The 20,923-nt window shown below is 72.9% G+C and carries 21 protein-coding genes; 9 read left to right on the top strand and 12 right to left on the bottom strand.

Annotated features, from left to right (window positions below):
- Window positions 1-83 precede the first annotated feature (83 nt).
- Both ACFHWE_RS06040 and ACFHWE_RS06035 read right to left on the bottom strand, forming a co-directional pair.
- Entirely contained in the window at window positions 84-1,112 is a 1,029-nt protein-coding gene (locus tag ACFHWE_RS06040; protein WP_416599605.1) for a YgfZ/GcvT domain-containing protein, read from the bottom strand.
- A 351-nt stretch (window positions 1,113-1,463) separates the two neighbouring features.
- Window positions 1,464-2,009, bottom strand: coding sequence for an FABP family protein (locus ACFHWE_RS06035; protein ID WP_416599604.1), 546 nt, complete (start codon window positions 2,007-2,009; stop codon window positions 1,464-1,466).
- Between the two features lie 208 nt (window positions 2,010-2,217).
- Here ACFHWE_RS06035 and ACFHWE_RS06030 point away from each other — a divergent pair, with 208 nt between their 5' ends.
- On the top strand, window positions 2,218-2,991 hold the full coding sequence (locus ACFHWE_RS06030) for a GIDE domain-containing protein (protein ID WP_416599603.1): 774 nt from the start codon (window positions 2,218-2,220) through the stop codon (window positions 2,989-2,991).
- A 14-nt stretch (window positions 2,992-3,005) separates the two neighbouring features.
- Entirely contained in the window at window positions 3,006-3,368 is a 363-nt protein-coding gene (locus tag ACFHWE_RS06025) for a DsrE family protein (RefSeq protein WP_416599602.1), read from the top strand.
- A 49-nt stretch (window positions 3,369-3,417) separates the two neighbouring features.
- On the opposite strand, the gene ACFHWE_RS06020 is transcribed toward ACFHWE_RS06025, so the two are convergent.
- From ACFHWE_RS06020 to ACFHWE_RS06000, 5 genes are all read right to left on the bottom strand, one after another.
- Window positions 3,418-4,164, bottom strand: a complete 747-nt coding sequence (locus ACFHWE_RS06020) for a phosphoglyceromutase (protein ID WP_416599601.1) — start codon at window positions 4,162-4,164, stop codon at window positions 3,418-3,420.
- Window positions 4,165-4,252: 88 nt separating this feature from the next.
- Complete coding sequence (locus ACFHWE_RS06015; protein ID WP_416599599.1) at window positions 4,253-4,777, bottom strand: YbjN domain-containing protein; 525 nt, start codon at window positions 4,775-4,777, stop codon at window positions 4,253-4,255.
- 25 nt (window positions 4,778-4,802) lie between these two features.
- Complete coding sequence (gene mshA, locus ACFHWE_RS06010) at window positions 4,803-6,098, bottom strand: D-inositol-3-phosphate glycosyltransferase (protein WP_416599598.1); 1,296 nt, start codon at window positions 6,096-6,098, stop codon at window positions 4,803-4,805.
- A gap of 107 nt (window positions 6,099-6,205) precedes the next feature.
- On the bottom strand, window positions 6,206-7,186 hold the full coding sequence (locus ACFHWE_RS06005) for an alpha/beta hydrolase-fold protein (RefSeq protein WP_416599597.1): 981 nt from the start codon (window positions 7,184-7,186) through the stop codon (window positions 6,206-6,208).
- A gap of 113 nt (window positions 7,187-7,299) precedes the next feature.
- Entirely contained in the window at window positions 7,300-8,277 is a 978-nt protein-coding gene (locus ACFHWE_RS06000) for a YbgA family protein (protein WP_416599595.1), read from the bottom strand.
- Window positions 8,278-8,365: 88 nt separating this feature from the next.
- On the opposite strand from ACFHWE_RS06000, the gene ACFHWE_RS05995 reads away from it, so the two are divergent.
- From ACFHWE_RS05995 to ACFHWE_RS05985, 3 genes are all read left to right on the top strand, one after another.
- A complete protein-coding gene (locus ACFHWE_RS05995) occupies window positions 8,366-9,673 on the top strand; it encodes a cryptochrome/photolyase family protein (protein WP_416599594.1) in 1,308 nt (435 codons plus the stop codon).
- 340 nt (window positions 9,674-10,013) lie between these two features.
- Window positions 10,014-10,916 carry a helix-turn-helix domain-containing protein gene (locus tag ACFHWE_RS05990; protein WP_416599593.1) on the top strand — a complete coding sequence of 301 codons (903 nt, stop codon included), beginning with the start codon at window positions 10,014-10,016 and terminating at the stop codon, window positions 10,914-10,916.
- A gap of 12 nt (window positions 10,917-10,928) precedes the next feature.
- Window positions 10,929-11,111: a DUF397 domain-containing protein gene (locus ACFHWE_RS05985; protein WP_416599592.1), complete on the top strand. Its 183-nt coding sequence runs from the start codon at window positions 10,929-10,931 to the stop codon at window positions 11,109-11,111.
- 163 nt (window positions 11,112-11,274) lie between these two features.
- On the opposite strand, the gene ACFHWE_RS05980 is transcribed toward ACFHWE_RS05985, so the two are convergent.
- Window positions 11,275-11,976: a CPBP family intramembrane glutamic endopeptidase gene (locus ACFHWE_RS05980; RefSeq protein ID WP_416599591.1), complete on the bottom strand. Its 702-nt coding sequence runs from the start codon at window positions 11,974-11,976 to the stop codon at window positions 11,275-11,277.
- Between the two features lie 67 nt (window positions 11,977-12,043).
- The gene (locus tag ACFHWE_RS05975) at window positions 12,044-12,574 is read right to left on the bottom strand and encodes an O-acetyl-ADP-ribose deacetylase (RefSeq protein ID WP_416599590.1); all 531 of its coding nucleotides are present in this window, start codon (window positions 12,572-12,574) and stop codon (window positions 12,044-12,046) included.
- 126 nt (window positions 12,575-12,700) lie between these two features.
- Between ACFHWE_RS05975 and ACFHWE_RS05970 the strand changes: the two genes are divergently transcribed.
- The 3 genes from ACFHWE_RS05970 to ACFHWE_RS05960 all read left to right on the top strand — a co-directional run bounded on the left by ACFHWE_RS05970 (window position 12,701) and on the right by ACFHWE_RS05960 (window position 14,407).
- Window positions 12,701-13,063 carry a BlaI/MecI/CopY family transcriptional regulator gene (locus ACFHWE_RS05970; protein ID WP_416599589.1) on the top strand — a complete coding sequence of 121 codons (363 nt, stop codon included), beginning with the start codon at window positions 12,701-12,703 and terminating at the stop codon, window positions 13,061-13,063.
- Between the two features lie 5 nt (window positions 13,064-13,068).
- Window positions 13,069-14,013, top strand: coding sequence for a M56 family metallopeptidase (locus ACFHWE_RS05965; protein WP_416599588.1), 945 nt, complete (start codon window positions 13,069-13,071; stop codon window positions 14,011-14,013).
- 94 nt (window positions 14,014-14,107) lie between these two features.
- Window positions 14,108-14,407 carry a DUF2516 family protein gene (locus ACFHWE_RS05960; RefSeq protein WP_028649964.1) on the top strand — a complete coding sequence of 100 codons (300 nt, stop codon included), beginning with the start codon at window positions 14,108-14,110 and terminating at the stop codon, window positions 14,405-14,407.
- Window positions 14,408-14,555: 148 nt separating this feature from the next.
- Here ACFHWE_RS05960 and ACFHWE_RS05955 read toward each other — a convergent pair whose 3' ends face one another.
- The 3 genes from ACFHWE_RS05955 to ACFHWE_RS05945 all read right to left on the bottom strand — a co-directional run bounded on the left by ACFHWE_RS05955 (window position 14,556) and on the right by ACFHWE_RS05945 (window position 18,964).
- Window positions 14,556-16,913, bottom strand: a complete 2,358-nt coding sequence (locus tag ACFHWE_RS05955) for a hypothetical protein (protein ID WP_416599587.1) — start codon at window positions 16,911-16,913, stop codon at window positions 14,556-14,558.
- A 69-nt stretch (window positions 16,914-16,982) separates the two neighbouring features.
- Window positions 16,983-17,972 carry a neutral zinc metallopeptidase gene (locus tag ACFHWE_RS05950; RefSeq protein WP_416599586.1) on the bottom strand — a complete coding sequence of 330 codons (990 nt, stop codon included), beginning with the start codon at window positions 17,970-17,972 and terminating at the stop codon, window positions 16,983-16,985.
- Window positions 17,973-18,037: 65 nt separating this feature from the next.
- The gene (locus ACFHWE_RS05945) at window positions 18,038-18,964 is read right to left on the bottom strand and encodes a neutral zinc metallopeptidase (protein WP_416599585.1); all 927 of its coding nucleotides are present in this window, start codon (window positions 18,962-18,964) and stop codon (window positions 18,038-18,040) included.
- Between the two features lie 90 nt (window positions 18,965-19,054).
- Here ACFHWE_RS05945 and ACFHWE_RS05940 point away from each other — a divergent pair, with 90 nt between their 5' ends.
- Entirely contained in the window at window positions 19,055-20,902 is a 1,848-nt protein-coding gene (locus tag ACFHWE_RS05940; protein WP_416599584.1) for a DUF2207 domain-containing protein, read from the top strand.
- The last annotated feature ends 21 nt before the right edge of the window (window positions 20,903-20,923 follow it).

Genomic DNA, 20,923 nt, shown 5'->3' with positions numbered 1-20,923 from the left:
GCCGAACGCGATGATTCGATCACCTGGGGCGCACATGCCGATGGCCCCGCAGTGCGGGGCCATCGGTCGTCGCTCAGGCGGCTCTAACGGGGACGGCGGCGCAGGTCGATCTGGGCGTTGGCGCCGGTGTCGGGGGCCACCACGACCTCCTGGCCCGCGGCGATCCCGTCGGCGGTGAGGTCGGTGTCCACGGGCACGGCGCGCTTGACCAGCCCCAGCGCGATCGGGCCCAGTTCGTGGTGGCGGGCCGACGAGCCCACGCGCCCCACGGTCCGCCCGTCGAACTCGACGGCCGAGCCCGCCTCCGGCAGGCGTTCGACGGTCCCGTCCAGGTGCAGCATGACCAGGCGGCGCGGCGGGCGGCCCAGGTTGTGCACGCGGGCGACCGTCTCCTGCCCCGGGTAGCAGCCCTTCTCCAGGTGCACGGCGCGGCCCACCCAGTCGACCTCGTGCGGGATGGTGCGCTCGTCGGTGTCCAGTCCGGGGCGGACCCGGTGCCCGGCGATCCGGTGCGCCTCGTAGGCCCACAGGCCCGCCGGGGACGCGCCCGCCTCCGTGAGCGCCTCGGCGGCCTCCACCAGGCGCTCCGAGGGCACGAACAGGTCGCTCTCGCCCTCCGCCGCGCGGACCGGCACGCCACCGATCCGCTCGACGGCCGCCGCAACTGCCTTGTCGCGCTCCGGGCCGAGCACGGTCAGCACCGACCGGGATCCGCTCAGGTCCGCCACCTCGACCCGCAGCATGAACCGCATCGAGTCCAGGAACGCCGCCAGCGCGGGCCCGTCCCCGGGTTCGGTGTGGATCCAGACGGCCTCCCCGTCGTCCACCAGGGACAGGTGGTGCCTCAGGTGGCCGCGGGTGTCCAGGACCAGGGCCTCCGTCCCGGCGCCCGGCACCAGGCCGAGGGTGAGCTGGCTCGTCAGGTCGTTGAGCCACCCCAGCCGGTCCGGGCCGCTCACCCGGACCACCCCGCGGTTGCTCCGGTCCACCCACGCGCCCGAGCGTTCGATGGCGCGGCCCTCGTGGGCGGGTCGGCCGTAGTGCGCGGCCACGCCCGCGTCGGTCGACTCGGCGCTCACGGCACCCGGTGTGGTCAGCAGCGGCGATGTCATACAGCCGAGCGTATCCGCCCCGCGCGCCCTACCGGAAAACCCGTCCCTGAACTGGTGTTACGCACCACGGAAAAACATTTGCCCCAGCGGCATCCGGGCGCATACCTTCGAGGCACGCAAGAAAGGAGGTGGTCCGAGGAATGAGTGACTCTAGGACTGGCGAGGTGGCCGTCCGCTAGGGCGACCCGCGCGTTCGCGCGACGTCGTTCGCAGCGAATCCCAGACGGACACCCGGATCCCGGGCCGCCGGAACTCGTCCGACCGGCCCCGCCCCGGCGGGAGAGGGCCCGGGATCCGCCTCTGCGCCCAAGCCCCGGTGAGGACGCCCTCCGCGCGTCACCCGGCCCCGTGTCAGCGCTTGTCGGCGCGCTTGAGCTGGGCGGACATGTACGGGCGCAGCTTGTGGCCGCGTGCGGCCAGGTCCCACGCGTACCCCAGTGTCTCCCGGTCGTCGCCGAACAGGCCGTACAACCGGTGCGAGGCCTTCACGTCGATCCCGGTCTCGGTGTGCACCACCGCGTCGGTGTGCATCTCCACACGGTGCGCGAACACGTTGCCCAGGTACACCTCGGTGAACCCCTCGGGGTGGGCGTACAGCGCCTCCAGGTGGACGATCTCGGACCCCTCCTCGGGGACCTCGGCGTCGCTGGCGGGTTCGGGCCGGGCACGCCAGTAGCCGTACTCCTCGGTGACCAGTTCCCCCCGGGCCCCGTCGGGGCCCATCCGCCAGGCCCGGCTGGAGAAGGTCAGGTACGGCGGCCCTGCGGCGGGGGCGAACTCCAGTTCCTGCTCGAAGCGGAACTCCTCCTCGTCGGCGTACCCGGCGACACCGGCGCCTTCCCAGCGGCCGAACAGGAAGGACAGTCTCGCCAGATCGGGGTGCACATCAGCGTCCATGACCCCGTAGCGTAGCCGCGCCCGGAGAGTGGGCGGGACCGGTCACGCGTGACCTGCGTGATCATCCGCGGGTCCAGGTCCGGTCATACCCAATTGGCCCCGCTTTCGCGGAGAACTGGTAAAGATTGTCAACGAAGCGGTGCGGCCACGGGGTGTGTCGAGCCCACCGCCGGGGTCGACCGCCACGGACTGGGACAAGGGGCATTCTGTGTTACTGCTGATCGGTTCGGTGCTGCTCGTCGCCGCAGCGGTCCTGGTTCCGCTCACGGTCGTCGCGCTGCGGCGCTGGTCGCGTCAGCGCGGTCTCACACTCCTGCGCCCCGCCGCGCTCGCGGCCCAGGAGGGCAGCCGTGTGACCCTCACCGGGGTGGCCGCACCCGGCCCCGCGGGCCCGATCGAGTCCAACCTGGCGGGCCTGGAGTGCGTCTGGCACGGCCACGAGGTCCTGCGCCACTACTGGCCCCTCGCCTCCGACCAGGAGGAGGGCACGGTCCGCGAGCGCGCCTGCGACTCCATCGCCGACCACGGCTCCGAGGAACTGTTCGGCCTGGTGGCCGCAGGCATGCCCCAGACCTCCGACCGCGTCTTCGTCGACCCCTCCGGCAGCGACCCCCGCAGCGCCGAACTCTGCCTCAAGCGCGTCGTGGGACGCCCCCAGCGGGGCGGGAACGCTTCCTCCGACGATCTCCTGTCCCGGGTGCGCGGCCGGATCTCCGGCGTCTTCCGCGGCGAGACTATCGAGTTCGAGTACCGCGAATGGGTCATCCGCCCGGGTGACCGGGTGCGTGTCAGCGGCGAGGTCCGCAAGCGCGACGGACACGTCCTGCTCGTGGCCCCCGACGGCGGTGCGGTCACCATCGAGCACGGAGCGGACGACCAGCCCGTGCGCGTCTCCCCCCGGCGCCGGGAGGCCCTGGTGCTCTGCGCGGCCCTGGCGTTCTGCGCGATCGCGGGGGCCCTGCTGGTCGCGGCCGGGCTCTGAGTAGGGTGGCGGCCATGGATCGTTCGATGGTGATCAAGGTCACGGTCGGGGGTGAGGCCCCCGAGCGGTGCAACCAGGCGTTCACGGTGGCGGCGGCCGCCCTGGCCTCCGGGGTCGGGGTGTCGCTGTGGCTGACCGGTGAGGCCGCCTGGTTCGCCGTTCCCGGGCGCGCCGAGGGCTTCGAACTCCCGCACGCCGCGCCCCTGGCAGACCTGCTGGGAGCGGTGCTCGCCGCGGGGCGGGTGACGGTGTGCACGCAGTGCGCCGCCCGCCGGAACCTGGAGCAGGGCGACCTCCTGGACGGGGTGCGCATCGCGGGTGCGCCCACGTTCGTGGAGGAGGCCCTCGCCGAGGGAGCCCGGGCCCTGGTGTACTGACCGCCCGCGCCGTGGCGGCGCGGGCGGTGACTGACGGGGGGAGGGGCTCCTACTTCTTGCCCTGGTTGGCCACGGCCGCGATGGCCGCCTCGGCGGCCTTCGGGTCGAGGTAGGTGCCGCCCGGGTTGCGCGGCTTCAGGTCCTCGTCCAGGTCGTAGGTGAGCGGGATGCCGGTGGGGATGTTCAGCCCCGCGATGTCGGCGTCGCCGATGCCGTCCAGGTGCTTGACCAGGGCGCGCAGCGAGTTGCCGTGTGCCGCGACCAGCACCGTCCTCCCGGCGACCAGGTCGGGGACGATGGAGTCGTACCAGTACGGCAGGGAGCGCTCCAGCACGTCCTTGAGGCACTCGGTGCGCGGCATCAGCTCCGACGGCAGGTCGGAGTAGCGGGCGTCGCCGGACTGCGAGTAGGGGTCGTCGTCGGCGATCACCGGCGGAGGGGTGTCGTAGGAGCGGCGCCAGACCATGAACTGCTCGTCACCGTACTCCTCGCGCGTCTGCGCCTTGTCCTTGCCCTGTAGGGCGCCGTAGTGGCGCTCGTTGAGGCGCCAGGTGCGCCGGACCGGCAGCCAGTGCAGGTCGGCGGTCTCCAGCGCCAGGTTGGCGGTGCGGATGGCGCGCTTGAGGAGGGAGGTGTGCAGGATGTCCGGCGTGATGTCGGCAGACTTCAACAGCTCCCCGCCGCGGCGGGCCTCGTCCTCGCCGGTGGCGGACAGGTCCACGTCCACCCAGCCGGTGAACAGGCCCTTCGCGTTCCAGACACTCTCACCGTGTCGCAGCAGTACCAGAGTTCCCATGGGGCCAAGCCTAGAGCCTGTTCCCCGAACGCGGTGCCGTGCCCCAGGGGGTCGGCGCGGGCGCCCGCGGGGCTCCGGGTCTTCGGCCCTACGGGCGGCCCCCGTCGTGGTGGTGCGGCTCGGCCAGGTGCGCGAACGCCTTCAGGTTGCGCATGTCGTGGCCGCGTTCGGCGCGCCAGATCCACTCCTTGCGGATCGCCGACGCGAACCCGCGCTCCAGCGCGGCGTTGAAGTTCTCGTCCGAGTAGGTGAGCACGCACCCCAGCAGCCGGTCGACCTCCTCCGGGGTGATGCCGGACAGCGGGAGCCGTCCGCGGATGTACACGTCGCCGACCTCGTCCGCGGCGAAGGCCATCCCGAACATGTCGGAGTTCCTGCCCATGAGCCACTGGTAGAACACTGCGTGGTTCTCGTCCGGCTGGCGGCAGAAGAACGACGTCAGTGTCAGGCTGTGCGGCCCGACCTCCAGCCACACCAGGGTCTTGAGCTTGGCCGTTCCCGGCAGGGTCACCAGGAACGAGCTCTCCCGGGGCCGCTCCGACTCCAGTCCGGCCTCGGCCACCGCTTCGGCGATCGCCCTCTCCGCGGCTTCGCGCACCGCATCCGTAGCCACCTCGTCCGCTCCTCTCGTTCGTCGGTCACCGGCACGCGGCCATCGGCAGGGGGGCCGGGGCGAGGCTCGTGCGGTACACGTCCAGCATGTCGTCCACGGTCCGCTCCCAGCCCAGGGTGGCGGCGTGCAGGGGGGCCTTCCCGGCCAGGGTGGCACGCCAGCCCGGCTCGGTGACCATCCGGTGCAGCACAGCGGCGTAGTCGTCGGGATCGTGGCCGTCCACCAGGACCCCGGAGAGCCCGTCCGCCACCGCCGTGGTCAGCCCGCCCACGCGCGAGGCCACCACGGGCGTTCCGCAGGCCTGGGACTCCACCGCCACCAGCCCGAAGGACTCGGAATAGGACGGGACCACCGTCACCGCGGCCGCGCGGTAGTAGTCGGCCAGCCGCACACGGTCCTGCGGCGGTTCGAGCCGGACCACGTCCGCCACCCCCAGGGAGCGCGCCAGGTCCCTCAGGAGTCCGGGTTCGCGCCGCCCGGTGCCGGAGAGCCCGCCCACCACGCCCACCACCAAGCGCGAGCGCAGCCCGGGTTCGCGTTCCAGCAGCCGGGCCGCGGCGCGGATGAGCACGTCCGGGGCCTTGAGCCGTTGCAGGCGCCCCACGAACAGCAGGAGTTCGGTGCCGGGGGCCAGCCCGATCCGCCGCAGGGCCTCCTGGCGCGGGCCGGGGCTGAACACGTCCAGGTCGACACCGGGCGGGACCACACTCAACTGCGACTCGCGTGCCCCGTAGAACTCGCGGAGCTGGCGGGCCTCGTCGTCGGTGTTGGCGATCAGTCGGTCGGCCTGGCGCACGAGCTGGTCCTCGCCGCGTACCCGGGCCTCGGGCTCGGGGGTGTCGCCCTCGGCGATGAAGGCGTTCTTGACCCGGGCCATGGTGTGCATGGACTGCACGAACGGCACCCCCCAGCGGCGGGCGGCGACGACACCGGCCCGCCCGGAGAGCCAGTAGTGTCCGTGGACGAGGCTGTAGTGGCCGGGCTCGCCCTGGGCCTCGGCCCGCATCATGCCGAAGATGAACGGGCACAGGTGGTCGGCGAGCGTGTTCTTGTCCACCTGGCCGTAGGGGCCGGCGGGCACGTGCCGCACCTGCACCCCGGGGGCCGGTTCGACGACGGGCGGGAGGTCCGGGCCGCTCGCCCGGGTGAACACGTCCACGGCCACGCCGCGTTCGGCCATGCGCCGGGCCACCTCGACGACGTAGACGTTCATACCGCCCGCGTCACCCGTTCCCGGCTGGTCGAGCGGGGAGGTGTGCAGACTGACGGTCGCCACGCGTCGCGGTACCGTCTGTTCTCCCTCAAGGACGATTCCGGACACCGGGGGTCCCTTCAGTTCGTGTATACGCCGCTGTCGTCAACAGCGATGAAGGTACACACTGTTCCCGCCTGGATTGTCCGAGGGGTCTGGTATTGACGGCCCGCTGCTCAGGAGGGGAGGGTCCAGCCCGAGACCAGGAACTCCGCGGCCCCGGGGAAGGCGCGTTTCCAGGCGGGGAAGCCGGGCTCGCCTCGGGGGCGGAGGGTGGCGACCGTCATACCGCGTCCGTCGAGCAGGCCGGCGAAGTGCGCCGCCCCTCCGCCGTCGCCCTCCTCCTGCGGCGGGGTGCGCTCCCGGGCGTCCTCGACGAGGACGAACCGGAGGTCGCCCACGGATCGGGAGTCCAGCAGGCGGTCTAGTTCGCTGTCACCGAAGCCCTCGGGGCCGTCGCCCCGGTAGCGGCCGGACCAGGACGCCACCTGTGTGTACAGCCCGGGGTTGCGCAGTGCCACGGCGGCCGCACCGTACCCGCCCGTGGCGAAGCCGCCGAGGGCGCGCAGCTTCCGGGGCCGGACGTGCTCACCCTCCACGGCGCGTACGGCCGCGCCGGTCACGAAGGACTCCAGCGCGAAGGAGCCGTCGGCGGCGTCGTCCCGCCCGGTGGCGGCTCCGGGCGCCGCCCGGACGTCGGGGGCCGCGATGACGAACTCGACGCCGGTGCGGCACATCTGCTCGTCCAGCAGCGCCCCGACCCCCTCCTCCATCAGGGTCTCGTGGGTGGACGCCGATCCGTGCAGCAGGTACAGCACGGGCAGGTCGGCGCTGTCGGGTCCAGGCGGCCGGCGGATCCAGACCTTGCGCTCACCCCCGGGCGCGGCCGAGTCCGGGGCGTTGACGACCTCGTCGCGGCCCGCCTCGTCGCACACCGCGACCTGTCCCGGCGCGGGGATCGGGGCGGGCACGGCGGCGTTCGGGAGGGAGGGCGGCCGCATCTCGCCCGCACCGGCCTCCGGAGCGGGGCCGGCCAGGCGCCGTCCGATCCGCTCGGCGAGCTGGCCGGGCGGCGCGATGGCGAGCAGGGCGGCGGAGGCGAAGACGGCACAGGAGCAGACGAGCACGAGGACAGGTCGGGAGAAGGAGGCGAACACACCGAAACCTCAGGGTTGGGGCCGGTCGGTGCCGGGGGATGCGGCGACACCGAATGTGACTCATTGTAGTCGCACCGATTCCCTGTGTCGCATGGGTGTTCCCTCTCGGCGGCTCAGACCGCCAGGGCGTGCCGCAGTCGCAGCTCGTCCGGGTAGGGGCGCAGGTAGGTCTGCTCGTGCGCCCACCCCGCGTCCTCGGCCGCGCAGTGGTGCCGCAGCAGCGCCACGGGCACGCTCAGCGGCGCTATCTCCGTGCGGTAGTCCTCGATCGCCGCCAGCAGGTCGTGCCTGCGCGCGTCGTCCAGCAGCGGGCTGAGCATCCCGAACACGTGCTGGAGCGTGTTGGCGTGCTTGCCGCGGCTCGTCCGTACCGCGAGGGCGCGGTGGAACTCCGCCGTGTAGGCCGCCGCGACCTCCCCGGGGTCGGAGCTCCCGGCCCGGGCCGCGATGCGCCCCGTCCGCCGGTACCCCTCCGGCGAGTGCGACATCAGTTGGAGCTTGTGCCGGGCGTGGAAGGCCACCAGGTCCCGGGGCGCCCAGTCCGACTCCAGGAGCGCGCGCAGCCGGGCGTGCGCGAAGACGCGCTGCACGAAGTGCTCCCGCAGTGCGGCGTCGGACAGGCGGCCCTGCTCCTCGACCGGCAGGTGCGGCAGGAGCCGGGTCAACCGTTCGGCGAAGGCCCCGCGGCCCTTGCCGTCCACCCGGTCGCCCTCGGGCGAGAACACCGGAAGGGCGAGCAGGCCGCAGCTCGGCGACTTGTTCTTGAGGATGTAGCCGTCGGCCCGGCGCAGTTGGAGGACGTGGTGGTCGGCGACGGAGGCGAGGTCGTCGGTGTGGTCGGCCCCGTCCTTGCTGGAGACCACGCGGTCGGCGCCCCCGCGCCGCTGCAACCGCAGTGTCGGCCGGGGCACGCCCAGACCGATCTCCGCCTCCGGGCACACCGGCAACCAGTCCACGTAGTGGTCCAGCTCGTCGGTCAGGAACCGTGAGCGGGAGTGGCCGCCGTTGTAGCGCACGGGCGCGCCGAGGAGGCAACTGGAGACCCCCAGCAGTGGGCGGACGGCCGTGGCGGTCTCGTGTACTGGTCTCATACCGTCTCCATGCCCGGGATCGGGGAGCGTACCCTCCGGATCGTCGATACGCTCGGTATCCGAGAAGCTACTCAAAGCGAGGATTCAGGTGCCGCCCGCCATCGTGCTGTTCACCCAGGACCTGCGCGTCCACGACCATCCGGCGCTGACGGCCGCCCTCGGGGACCGCGACGCCGTGCTGCCCCTGTTCGTGGTCGATCCGGCGATCACGGGCCGCGCGGCCCGCAACCGGTGCGCCTACCTGTCCGAGGCGCTCGCCGACCTGCGCGCGGCCCTGCGCGGTCGCGGCGGGGACCTCCTCGTCCGCGAGGGCGACACAGCCGACCGTGTCCGCGCGCTGGTGCGGGAGACCGGTGCCGACGCGGTGTTCCTCACCGCGGGGGTCGGCCGGTTCGCCGCGCGCCGCGAGCACCGGCTGCGGGAGGCCGTGCCCGCCGTGCACGCCCTCCCCGGGCTCACCGTGGTGCCTCCCGGCGCCGTCACCCCCGCGGGAGGCGACCACTACAAGGTGTTCACGCCGTACTCGCGGGCCTGGGCCGACCGCGAACGCAGGTCCGTCCTGCCCGCCCCGGAGAAGGTCCGCCTCCCCGCTGTCGACCCCGGCACCCTCCCCGGGGACCTGGCGGACCGGGGTGTGGGGGCACCGGCCCCCGACCGCCTCGCGGGAGGGGAGCGGGCCGCGCGCGCCCGGCTGCGCGCCTGGCTGGAGGGCGGACTGGCCTGGTACGACCGGACCCGTGACGACCTGCCCGGCGCGGCCACCTCGCACCTGTCCGCCGATCTGCGCTTCGGCTGCCTGTCCCCCCTGGAGACCGTGGAGGCGGCCGAGGCGTCCGGCGCCGGGCAGGGGGCCGAGGAGTTCGTCCGGCAGCTCGCCTGGCGCGACTTCCACCACCAGGTGGCCGCCGCCTTCCCCGGCCTGGCGGTCCGCGACTACCGGCCCAGGGACCGCGTGTGGCACGGGGACCCCGAGGCCCTCGACGCGTGGAAGCGCGGGAGGACCGGGGTTCCCGTCGTCGACGCGGGCATGCGCCAGCTCCTGCGGGAGGGGTTCATGCACAACCGGGCACGCATGATCACCGCCGCGTTCCTCACCCGGACCCTGCGCGTGCACTGGAAGGAGGGCGCCGACCACTTCCACGCCCACCTGGTGGACGGCGACATCGCCGACAACTACGGCAACTGGCAGTGGGTGGCCGGGACCGGCAACGACACCAGGCCGAACCGGCCGTTCAACCCGCTGCGCCAGGCGCGCCGGTTCGATCCGGAGGGGGACTACGTCCGGCGCTACGTGCCCGAACTCGCCGGACTTCCCGGCAGGCGGGCGCTCACCCCCTGGCGGGAGGAGCGGCTCCCCGACGGCTACCCGCCGCCGATCGCCGACCCCGGCCGCTGACCCCGGCCGAGGGGACACGAAGGTGGGGGCCCGCTCCTGGAGAAGGGAGTCCCGTGGGCTCCAGGAGCGGGGCGGTCTCTAGCCGCCCCGGCGGCACCGGTCCGCGAGTCGGGTGCGGAGTGCGGCGGCGTCGGCGGCGGGACAGCCGTTCGGCGGTGCGGTGGCGGACCACCGCCAGGGCGGACGGGTGCAGGTAGCGCAAAGCGCACACCTCCAGGGTCGGTTGCCGGGTGGGAGGCCCGGCGGGATGAGCACGAGACTCACCATGACCCTGTCAGACTGACGCGTCACTAGGATGTCGTCAGACTGACCGATATGCCCATTTCTGAACAGGAGCTTTATGATCCAGAAGGCTGAGAACCCCGAACCAGAGAAGGCAGACGCGCCCGTGGTACCACCGAACCAGCCCAGCATCGAGCGGCGCCGGCTGGCTGCCGAGCTGCGTAGTCTGCGCGAGGTCACCGGGATGACCATCGAGGAGGCGCGCATATCGCTCGGCTGGTCGTCAGGGCGCCTCAACCACATGGAAGGCGGACGGCACTCCGTTCCGGACACGTCCGGGCTCCGGGCACTTCTCCAGCTCTACGAGGTCACGGACCCGGCCCGGTGCGAAGCGCTCGAAGCGCTTCGCCAGGAAGCCAAAGCGCGGCCGTGGTGGCGCGACTTCGACGACGTCATCACCGATGGGTTCCTCGGTTGGGAAGAGCGGGCGCGGAGGATCTTCGCCTTCCACCCGATCGTCGTCCCCGGGCTGCTCCAGACCCCGGAGTACGCCGCAGCGTCCGCACGGGCTTCTCTGGCGCGTACAGAGGACGAGATCGAGCGCATCGTCGCTGCCCGTGTCCAGCGGCAGGAGCGCGTACTGGGGCGATCGGACGCCCCCGAGTTCCGGTGTGTCCTCGACGAAAGCGTTCTTCTCCGCCTCGCGGCCATGCCCGCTCCGCTGGCCAACAGGCAGCTCCGCCATCTCGTGGATGTCGCTACGGCGATCAACACCGTGAGCCTGCTGGTGCTGCCGATCGCCGTAGGCCTACACGGATGCCTGCACGGGTCGACCGTGTTGCTTGAGTATGACGACGAGCGGGACCCGCCCATCGTCTACCTCGAAACCCGCAGCCGCGGTACTTACGTGACAGGACCGGCCCAGGTTGCGGACTACCGTCTCGCGCTGGACGACGTGACCGCTGACGCACTGTCCAAGAGTGCCAGCGTCGACCTGATCAAGAGCATGATCACCGATTAGAAGAGGCACCCCGTGTATTCATCCCTGAATTTCCGCAAGAGCAGCTACAGCGCCAACGACTCCGCGTGTGTTGAGGTGGCCGATGCCCCTGGTGTGTCGGCCGTGCGCGACACCCAGAACCGAGACCAGGTGACCCTGGCGTTCCCGTCGAAGGAGTGGCGGGCAATGGTCACCTCTGCTCGCCGGGGGGTGTAGCAGACGTGCGGAAGCCCCCATCCCGTTTGGGGCGGGGGCTTCCGTGTACTCATCCCACGCCGAGCCTACCGCCCGGGGTGACCGTCGAGCAGATGCCGCCCGGCCCGGGGCGCACCCGGCCGTGGCCCCAGTGCCCGGGATCACCGGCCGCCGCCGTCCTTCGCTACCCGTACAGGGCCAGCACGGTGACCACGGCGGCGGCGTTCCACAGGCTGTGGGCGACCACGGTCGCCGCCAGGCGGCGCGTCAGCAGGAAGAGGCCGGTGTAGACCAGCCCGGCGAGGACGATGGCGACGACGTCGGGGCCCGACGTGGGCAGGTGCAGGGCCGCGAACAGCACGACCGACACCACCGCCGCCCCGTACAGGGCGGCCCTCCGGTGGACGAAGGCCTTCGGCAGTCCGCCCAGGAGGAAGCCGCGGAAGTAGAGCTCCTCGGCCAGGCCGCCCCCCACCACGCCCAGTACCAGCGCAGCGACGAGCGCGGCGACGCCCGCCGACGCGCTGGCGAGGACCTCCTGCACCCCCGGGTTCTGGGCGCCCCCGGCCATCGGGATCAGCACGCCGAACTCGATCAGCAGTCGGGGCGGCACCGTCGCGGCGCCGATGAGCGCGTCCCGCAGCCAGTGCCGCGAGGTCAGGCCGACGTCGGCCGGGGACAGGGAGCGCCGCCGCAGCCACCAGAACACGAGGAGCGCCGCCGCGACGAGTTCGACGAGGGCCACCGCGACCAGGGCCAGGGGCGGCGGCGACTCCCCGGCCAGCAGGCCCAGGGCCAGCGGCGGCCCCACGAAGCAGACGATCGCTCCGGCGAGGAAGAGCACCGACGAGCGGACGGGGGCGGGGGGCGGTGACGTATCGGCCAAAGGAGTCTCCGGGGTTCAGAGGGTGGGAAGTGGATCCTACCGACCACACGTTCGGAGCCGGCGCGGCTCACGCCGTTCCGAAAGCCCGCCGGAAGACCTCCAGCGCGCGGTCGCCGAACAGCACCAGCCGGACCTCGGACACCCGGACCTCCGCGCCCCGGACCGCCTCGGCGGCGATGTCGGCCGCGTCCTCCAGCGGCCAGCGGTACACCCCAGTGGAGATCGCGGGGAAGGCCACCGACTCCGCGCCCAGCCCGTCGGCCACCCGCAGCGACTCGGTGAAGCACGACGCCAGCAGCGCGCTGCGGTCCTCCGTGGTGCTGTGCACCGGGCCGACCGTGTGGACCACCCACCTGGCGGGCAGCAGCCCGGCCGTCGTCGCCACGGCCTGGCCCGTGGGCAGCCCGCCGCCGTAGCGGGAGGCGCGCAGGGCCCGGCACTCCTCCAGGATCGCCGCACCGCCCCTGCGGTGGATCGCCCCGTCCACCCCGCCGCCGCCCAGCAGGGAGCCGTTGGCCGCGTTGACGATCGCGTCCACCCGCTGTTCGGTGATGTCGCCCCTGATGACACTGAGGCGTGTGTCTCGTATACCGCTCATATCCGCTACCTTCCCGCGCTCCAGGGCGCCACGCGTGCACCACCGGATACCCTGGGGGACACGGTTGACCCGGATTTAACAGGGGCTACGACAGCGTGTAGTACTAGCACCGGTAGACTCAGGGTCATGACTCGGCTTGGCGAACTCGAACGCGCGGTGATGGATGTACTGTGGGCGAAGAACGAACCCATGACGGTTCGAGAGGTCGGCAAAGCGCTCGCCGAGCGCGACCTCGCCCACACGACCGTCATGACCGTGCTCGACAGGCTGGCGAAGAAGAAGGTCGTCACCCGGGCACGTGAAGGTCGTGCGTGGCGGTACCGTCCGGCAGCCAGCCGCGAGGCGTACGTGTCCGAGCTGATGTTCGACGCTCTCGGGCAGACCGGTGACCGGGACGCCGCCCTGGCCGCCTTCGTCCAGTCCATGGACGGCAAGGAGGCTGAAGCGCTCCGGCGCGCACTCGCGGAAATCGAGCAGCCAAGGAACTAGCCCGTATGGTCAGCGCCGCCCTCCTGTCCCTCGTCGCGGTCGGCTGCCTGCTCGCCATGGAGGCCCTGCACCGGGCCAAGTGGCCCGAGCGCGGCCCCTACACCGCTGTGGTCACCTGGCAGGCGCTCGGACTCGCCTGGGGCGTCTCCACCATCGGGGCGCTCCTGGCCTACGGCCTCTCCTCCTACGAACTCGGTGCGCTCGGCGGCCTGCTCGCCCTGGCCCGCGACGCCGTCACCGGCGAACTGCTGTCCGCCGAACTCGCCCAGGGCGCCGAAGGGGTCGGCCACATCGCGGCCGTGGCACTCGCCCTGGCCCTGACCCTGGTCCTCTTCTGCGGCCTGGTGTCCTCCTTCGTCCACGTCATGCGCGTGCGCCGCCGCCACCACGACCTCATCGAACTCGTGGCCAGCGAGCACCCCGACGTCCCGGGGGCCCGCGTCCTCGACCACCCGGCCGCCGCCGCCTACTGCCTGCCCGGCGTCCTGCGCTCCCAGGTCGTCATCAGCGCCGGCGCCATGGAGGTCCTCGACCACAGGGAACTGGCCGCCGTCCTCGCCCACGAGCGCGCCCACCTGCGCCAGCGCCACGACCTCGTCCTGCTGCCGTTCTCCTCGCTCAAACGGGCCTTCCCGCACGTGCGCCTCATCCGCTCCTACTACGAGAGCGTCGCCCTGCTCATCGAGATGTGCGCCGACGACCAGGCCCAGCGCCGCAGTTCGCGGCGCGAACTCGCCACGGCCCTGCTGCGCTTCGGCGCCGCCGGACCCGCCCCCGTGCCCGCCGGGGCGATGGCCGCCCTGGAACAGCCCCAGTCCGGCGTGATGCGCCGCGTGGACCGCCTCCTGCACCCCGGCAAGGAACTCCCCTACCACGCCGGTGCCGTCATCATGGGCTCGTCCGCGTTCCTCCTCGCCTCGATCACCTGCCTGTGGCACCTTCCCGTGTGACTTCTGACTCCGCGGGCACGTTTTCCGTCGTCGAAGCGTTGACCGAAAAGGGCGGAGCAGACCACCGCCCGGACGCGTCGTGGGAGTGTGCGTAGTGTTCGGACTCATCTGGCAGCTCATCTACCTGGTCACCTTCGTGGCCAGCCTGTACGCGCTGATCGAGGCGATCCGCACACCGGCCTCCGCGTTCGAGATCATGGACAAGCAGTCCAAGAAGCTCTGGGTCGCCCTCACCGGTGTGGCCAGCGGCCTGTCCCTGCTCGCCGTGTTCTCCGGCCGGGGCATGTTCGTCATCCTCGGCCTGGTCGCCACCCTGGTGTTCCTCCTGGACGTGCGCCCCGCCGTCAAGGGTGCGGGCGGCGGACGGAACCAGGGCCCCTACGGCCCCTGGTAGACCGCGCGTCTCCGGCTCAGCTTGAGATGCCGCTGCCTGGTCGTCGAGGACCGTCTCAGGACGAAACCGCGGGCCGAGGATCGCCGTGGGGCGAAGGCCGCCCCCACGCGGCCCCGTAGACGGCCGCCACTGAGGGGTCGGCCGCCCCTCAGGAACGGCGGTCGGCCATAGCGCTCAACACCCTCCACAGCGACTCGGCGTACTCCGGGTCGCCGGTGTAGCGGGAGTGGCCCAGGATCTCCGGTCGCAGGACCTCGCCGGGCAGCGGGTCGTAGGACCTCGGGTCCGGCAGGGGCCCCTTCGGCGGTACCGCTGCCATCCGCTCGGAGCCGTCGGGTGAGCGCTCCACCGTGCGCACCGGGTCGGCGATGGCGTCGGTGACCCGCCACAGGTTCCGCCAGCCCGGCACGCGCCGCTCCAGGTCCGCGAACGCCCGGGCGTTGAAGTAGGCGGGGAAGTAGCGGGAGTAGAGGCGGTCCAGCGGAGACCCGTGCGTGACCAGCCCCGCTCGCCCCGCGCAGTCCTCCGGAAGCTGCCACACCGTGGCGGCCGCCAGCACGGACCCCTGGGAGTGCCCCGAGAGCACCGTGTCCGTGCCCTCGCGCGCCATCCGCGCCACCCGGGCCGCCAACTGCGGAACCGCCCGCTCGGCGTAGGACGGCGGAGCCAGGGGGTGCGCGGCACGCGGCCAGAACGTCCCCACGTCCCACAGCGCGCCCACCGCCTGGCGGGTCGGCCGGTCCCGGTAGGCGCTGCGCCCGATCCACACCAGCGCGGCCAGGCACAGCCCGCCCAGGAACGAGCCGAAGCCCACCAGGACCGCGAGCACCTCTCGGCCGCCGAACCCTCCGCCGCCGGCCGAGAGCGCCGCCAGCGCGGCGTCCGCCGACACCGGACCGGCCAGCACCGTCCCGGAGACCGCCGCGTACAGCACCAGCGCGATCAGCGGCACCACCGGAACCACGAACGCCGTGAGCACCGCGGGCAGCGACTCCGTCATCCGTCCCAGCGCCCGCGCGCGGGCGATCTCCCAGGTCCGCCGGTCGCGCACGCTGCGGGCGTACTGCTCGGTCACCTCCGACAACTGGGCCCTGGTGGCACGGCGCAGCCTCAGCGCGAGCACGGCCAAGGCCGCGATCGCGATCGCCGCCTCCAGTACGAAGGCGAGCTGGAGCCACGAGTAGGCCGTGGGCGGTTCCAGGGCCAGACAGCCGGTCTCCGGCCCGGCCAGCGGTGGGCAGTCACCCAGCCACAGCGCGGCCTGGTACACCAGCGCGGCGGAGAAGACCCCGCCCAGCAGGGCGCCGAGGGCCGCCGTCGCCGGACCCGCGAGTCCGCGCATCGCGGCCCGGCCCCCGTCCCTGCCGGACCGGTACAGGACGGCCGCCGCCACCACCAGCACCAGCACCAAGGCCCCCTGGACGGCGAACAGGGCCGTGAGCGTGCTGCTGTGGCCCGGCAGACGGCCGACGGCCTCCCATCCGGGGCGGGGCCAGACCGCGTACACCGCGGCGGCCGCACCGACGATCAGGGCGGCGTCGCGCAGCAGCGCGCACAGCCGGTCGGCGCGGGCGTTCCACCGGGGGTCGGTGCCGGGGAGCAGCACGCCCGCGGCGGCCACCGCCGTCACCAGGCCCAGCACCGCGGCCAGGACCGCACCGACCGCCCACACCCCCGGGGAAGGGAAGCCGCCGCCCAGGTCGTGCCTCAGGGGCGGTACCAGCAGGAGCAGGGAGACCGTGTTCAGCGCCACCGCCACGTGCGCCGACCGCAGCCGCGCCAGCACCTCGCCGTTGCGCCAGAACCCGGGATCGCTGAGCGGAGCGGCCTCCGTGGCCACCGTCGGCTCGGGGGTCGACACCACCTCGTACTCGCCCCCGGAGCTGCGCGAGAGCCGCCACAGCACCGCGACCACCGCCAGCGGGGCCACGGCCCCCAGCAGCAGCACGGTGCCAGGTGCAGACAGGGCCGGGGGCGCCACCGCCAGGAACGCCGACCACGGGTGGGCCGCGGCGCACCGCTCGGCCTGGGCCGAGCACTGCCACGCCGCCACGTCCATCCCCACGCCCGCAGCGGCCAGGGTGATGAGCATGGTCAGGGCCAGCGCCAGGAGGCGGACCGACGCGCCGTAGACGGCACGGGCGGTCCGGGGCGCGCCCTCCGGACCGGTTCCCGCCCGCCCCGGACGCATCCAATAGGCCAGGTTCACCAGCATGAACGGCAGCAGCGTGAGCCACAGGGCACGCGAGGCGCGTCCGGAGGTCAGGTTCCCCCAGGCGAAGATCTCACGGCGCACCCCCGGAACGGTCTCCGTGTCGGCCGCCCGGCGCCAGCGGAAGAAACCGGACAGGCCGTCGCCCGCCACCCGCATGGCGGGTTCGACGTCGAGGAGCTCCTCGGCCTGCCCGCCCGCCACGCCGTGTACGCGCAGTTCCACATGGTCGCCTTCGGTCCGGGCGGGGGATTCGGGGCTGTCAGGGTCGGTGTGGGAGGGCATGGCCGACATAGTCAGCATCCTGCCACGCAGCGTGCTCCGGCGATACCGATTCCCCGGATCCGCGGCACTGCCGGGCGCTCAGCCCACCAGGGACCCGTCCTCCTCGGCCCACGTGTTGCACGCGCCCGGGGTCTGCTGTTCCCAGCCCGTGCGCGTCCACCGCACACTGTTGTCCACCGAGCCGTGGGTGCGGTCCTCCTCGGCGCCTCCGACGCGGTCGGCGGTCGCCGCGGCGTCGGCCAGCAGGGTGGCGAGGTCGCCGTCGTCCAGCGGGTAGCTCACCCGCACCGAACCCAGGAATACCCCCGCCAGGCAGTTCGCCTGGAGTTCGCTCCGGCGCGTCCAGGCGTTGCGGTCCGAGACGTCGTCCTCCAGCCGCCGCTGCTCGTGGTAGTACTCCAGCAGCCCCGACTCCCCCTGGACGTGGTGCGCGTACTCGTGGGCGAGCAGGGAGGCGTACACCACGCTCTCGGAGGTGCCGTGCCACTTGTCCACCACGTCCGAGACGCCGATGTACACGCCGGTGTCGGCACGGCAGTAGAAGGCGCCCGCCGCTGAGGGGTAGGCGCGGCACGGGCTCGTCCCCGGCTCCGACCAGAACACGCGCTCGGGCGGGTCGAAGGGGATCCCCGCCCGCGCGAACTGGGTGGCCCAGGCGTCGTCGAGGCAGTCGGCGACAGCGTGCAGGAACGCCGCCATCTCCTCTGGAGCGTCCACGTCCGGCTCCGGAGCCGGACACGGCAGCGGGCTGAGGCGGCCGGTGCCGTAGAGCGGGTTGGCGAGCAGGGCGTCCTGCCCGGAGGGGCGCCGGCTCCGGCCGAACTCGCCGAGGGCGTCCGCGGCGGTCCCCCCGGACGGCTCCCCGGCGGTGTCGGTGGAGGAGGCCCGCGCCTGGTCCGCGGTCGGCACCGGCGGCCCCGGGGCGTCCCCGGCCGCGGCGGTCCAGACCACGGCCGTCAGAGCCAGGAGCAGCGCCGTCAGGGCGGACACGGCACTGAGGAACCGCCGCCCGTCCGCCGCCCGCACGCGGTCCGCTGGCCGGGCCGTTTCCCCGAAACCTTCGAACACCCTGGTCAGTCCGTCCCCTCGACCTCGGGGACCGGCCCCTTCCGGCCCCGGCTCCCCGGCGGGCCTCACCCCACCAGGTCCTCGTCCGCGTTCCACGTGTTGCACGAGGCCGGGTCCCTGCGGTCCATCCCGTGCTCGGTCCACAGGCGCGCGTTCCGCTCCCGGCCGTGCGTACGCTCGGCGCCGTGGTCGCTGCGCCGGGCGACGTCGTCGAGGATATTCGCCCGCTCGGTCCCCCCGAGACCCAGGGAGTCGCCCGAAGCGCCGAGGAAGACCCCGGCCAGGCAGTCGGCCTGGAGTTCGCTGCGGCGGGTCAGCTCGTCGGCGGTCTCCTCGCCGGCACCCACGCGCGCGGAGTGGAATTCGGCCAGGATCAGGGCCTGACCCTGGACGTGGTGCCCGTACTCATGGCTGAGCAGGAAGGTGTAGACCTCGGGGTGGCCGTTGCCCGCCGACGCCGCCACGATGTCCCGCACCCCCAGGTACAGGCCCTGGTTGGCGCGGCAGTAGAAGGCGGCGGTGCCCTCACGGGGGAAGGGGCCGCACGGGCTGTGCCCGTTGGCGTACCAGTACACCCGGTTGGGCGAGGAGAAGGCCATCCCCGCCTCCTCGAAGTAGCCGCTCCACGCCAGGTCGAGGCAGTCGGCGATCGCGTGCACGAACACCTCCATCGACTCCGGGTCGTGGGCGTCCAGTCCGGGGGCGGTGCAGCTCACCTTCCCCATCTCACCGGCCCGGTACAGGGTGTTGTGCACGAGGGGGTCGCCGTCCGCCGAGTCCACGAGCGGCCGTTCGGCCGAACCGCCGCCCCCCGACGGGTCGGGTTGGGACCAGGCGGCGTCCGTGCCGGGCACCAGCGCGGAGATCGCGAGGAACCCGGTGAAGCCGATCGCGGCCAGGCCGGTGCCCAGGGTGAACGAGACGGCCGGCCCCAGGTGCTGGAAGAAGCCGGTCCGCTCGGACCAGAACTCGGGACTCCTGCGGCCTCTCACCGAGGAACCGTCCGGGGGCGGCGGTCGCGGTCGGCTCGGGAGGACGTCAGTGCACGGGGGTACCGGGGGGACCGGATAGGCTCTCGCGTCATGTGGTGGGTCGGCTCCAGGCGCCCGGCCGTCGTGTTCGCGGCGGCCGCGTTCGTGTTCTCCTCTGTGCTCGTGGCGACCGTCGCCGGACCCGTGGGGGAGGCCGGAGCCGCGACGGCGGTACCACCGGCCACCACAGTACAAGGGCCGTTCCAGGCCCCCTCAGGGCGGAGCCTCGCCGAGGAGAGCGCCATCACCAACGACATCCGGTTGGATCTGGACGCCGACGGCGTCCTCCACGGCAGGGAGACCCTCACCTTCGAGGGAGGGGCTCCGGAGGCCTTCACCCGCGCGCTCACCGAGACCATGATCTACGACACCGAGCACGACCGCGCCTACGAGGTGCGCGACGTCGCCGCGGCCGACGGCGGCGGCACACCGCTGGAGGTGCGCACCGAGGCCGAGGACGGCCGCCTGTACGCCACCGTCGAGACCGGCGGCGCCGAAACGGTCGTGCTCACCTACCGGGTGGAGGGCGCCGTGAGCCAGGTGGCGGGCGGGGTCCAGATGGAGTGGCGCGCCGTGGGCGCCTACAGCCACTCCGTGCGGACCACCGACGTCACCGTGACCGCCCCCATGCCCCCGGAGGGGCTGTCCTGCCTCGCGGGCGAGCCCCGCAGCGCCATCTACTGCACGGCCTCGGACATGGGGACCGACTCGGACGTGGCGCACTTCCTCCAGACGGACATGGAGCCCAGCGACCGCCTCGACATCGCCGTCTCCTACCCGCCCGGCACCGCCGAGGGCGAGCCGTTCCTCGAACGCCGCTGGACCCTCGGCTCGGCGTTCGCGGTCACGCCGTGGACGGCGAGCGTGTTCGGGCTCCTGCTCCTCGTCCTCATCGGCGGCCTGGTGCTGCTCATCCGGGTGCGCGGCCGGGACGAGCGGGCACTGCGCGAGGAGGCCGGACGGGGCGAGCAGGCGCCCGTGGCCACCGGCGCGCGGGGCCAGGTGCGGTTCGAGCCGCCGCACGGCGTCCACCCCGGGCAGATCGGGACACTCGTCAACGAGACGGTGGACATCACCGACCTCACCGGAGCCGTGGTGGACCTGGCCGTGCGCGGCTACATCCGCCTGGAGGAGCTCCCGCACGAGCACTTCACGTCGGTGGATTGGCGCCTGGTGCGCCTGGAGGGCCCGGAGGGGGAGCACCTGCTGCCCTACGAGCGCCTGCTCATGGACGCCCTCTTCGGCGGGCGTCCGACCGTCCGCCTGTCCCAGGTGGGCACGGCCGGGGTGTGCGCCGACTTCCCCGCACGCATCGACCGCGTCCGCGAGGAGCTGTACCGCGACATGGTGCGGCTGAAGTGGTTCGCGCGCTCACCCAACCAGGTACGCAGCCGGTGGAGCACGGGCGGTGTGGTCCTCACCGCGTTCGGTGTTCTCCTGACCGCGGTCCTGGCCGTGTTCACCACCGCGGCGTTCACCGGCCTCGCCGTCGTCATCGCCGGGGCCGCCGTCACGATGGGCGCTCAGTACATGCCTGCCAAGACCCGCCTGGGCAGCTCGGTGTTCGCGCACACGATGGGCTTCCGGGACTACCTGTTCCACCCCAGGGCGGCGACCGAGCCGCCGGGGCAGCGGGTGGAGATCTACTCGCGCTACCTGCCCTACGCCGTGATCTTCGGCGACACCGACCGCTGGGCGAACATCCTGGCGGCGGCGGCGCTGACGGATCTGTCGGACGAGGAGCTGACCGGCGACGGGCTGGCCTGGTACACGGGCCCGCGCGAGTGGCGGATCGAGGACTTCTCCGACTCCATCAGCACGTTCGCCGTCGCCCTGACCGGCATCATCACCAACGCGCGCCGACTGCGGCTGGTCAACCAGTTCCAGCGCCGCAGGTGAGGTCTAGGGTGGTCTGACCGG

The sequence above is a fragment of the Nocardiopsis sp. LOL_012 genome, assembly GCF_048060475.1.
Taxonomy (GTDB): domain Bacteria; phylum Actinomycetota; class Actinomycetes; order Streptosporangiales; family Streptosporangiaceae; genus Nocardiopsis.
Note: the sequence above shows the minus strand (reverse complement) of the source record. Positions and strands in the feature narration are given on the sequence as shown.

Coding starts and splice junctions, on each gene's coding strand:
- ACFHWE_RS06040 (WP_416599605.1), bottom strand. CDS start 1,112: ATGACATCGCCGCTGCTGACCACACCGGGTGCCGTGAGCGCCGAGTCG.
- ACFHWE_RS06035 (WP_416599604.1), bottom strand. CDS start 2,009: ATGGACGCTGATGTGCACCCCGATCTGGCGAGACTGTCCTTCCTGTTC.
- ACFHWE_RS06025 (WP_416599602.1), top strand. CDS start 3,006: ATGGATCGTTCGATGGTGATCAAGGTCACGGTCGGGGGTGAGGCCCCC.
- ACFHWE_RS06020 (WP_416599601.1), bottom strand. CDS start 4,164: ATGGGAACTCTGGTACTGCTGCGACACGGTGAGAGTGTCTGGAACGCG.
- ACFHWE_RS06000 (WP_416599595.1), bottom strand. CDS start 8,277: ATGAGACCAGTACACGAGACCGCCACGGCCGTCCGCCCACTGCTGGGG.
- ACFHWE_RS05990 (WP_416599593.1), top strand. CDS start 10,014: ATGATCCAGAAGGCTGAGAACCCCGAACCAGAGAAGGCAGACGCGCCC.
- ACFHWE_RS05975 (WP_416599590.1), bottom strand. CDS start 12,574: ATGAGCGGTATACGAGACACACGCCTCAGTGTCATCAGGGGCGACATC.
- ACFHWE_RS05970 (WP_416599589.1), top strand. CDS start 12,701: ATGACTCGGCTTGGCGAACTCGAACGCGCGGTGATGGATGTACTGTGG.
- ACFHWE_RS05965 (WP_416599588.1), top strand. CDS start 13,069: ATGGTCAGCGCCGCCCTCCTGTCCCTCGTCGCGGTCGGCTGCCTGCTC.
- ACFHWE_RS05955 (WP_416599587.1), bottom strand. CDS start 16,913: ATGTCGGCCATGCCCTCCCACACCGACCCTGACAGCCCCGAATCCCCC.
- ACFHWE_RS05940 (WP_416599584.1), top strand. CDS start 19,055: ATGTGGTGGGTCGGCTCCAGGCGCCCGGCCGTCGTGTTCGCGGCGGCC.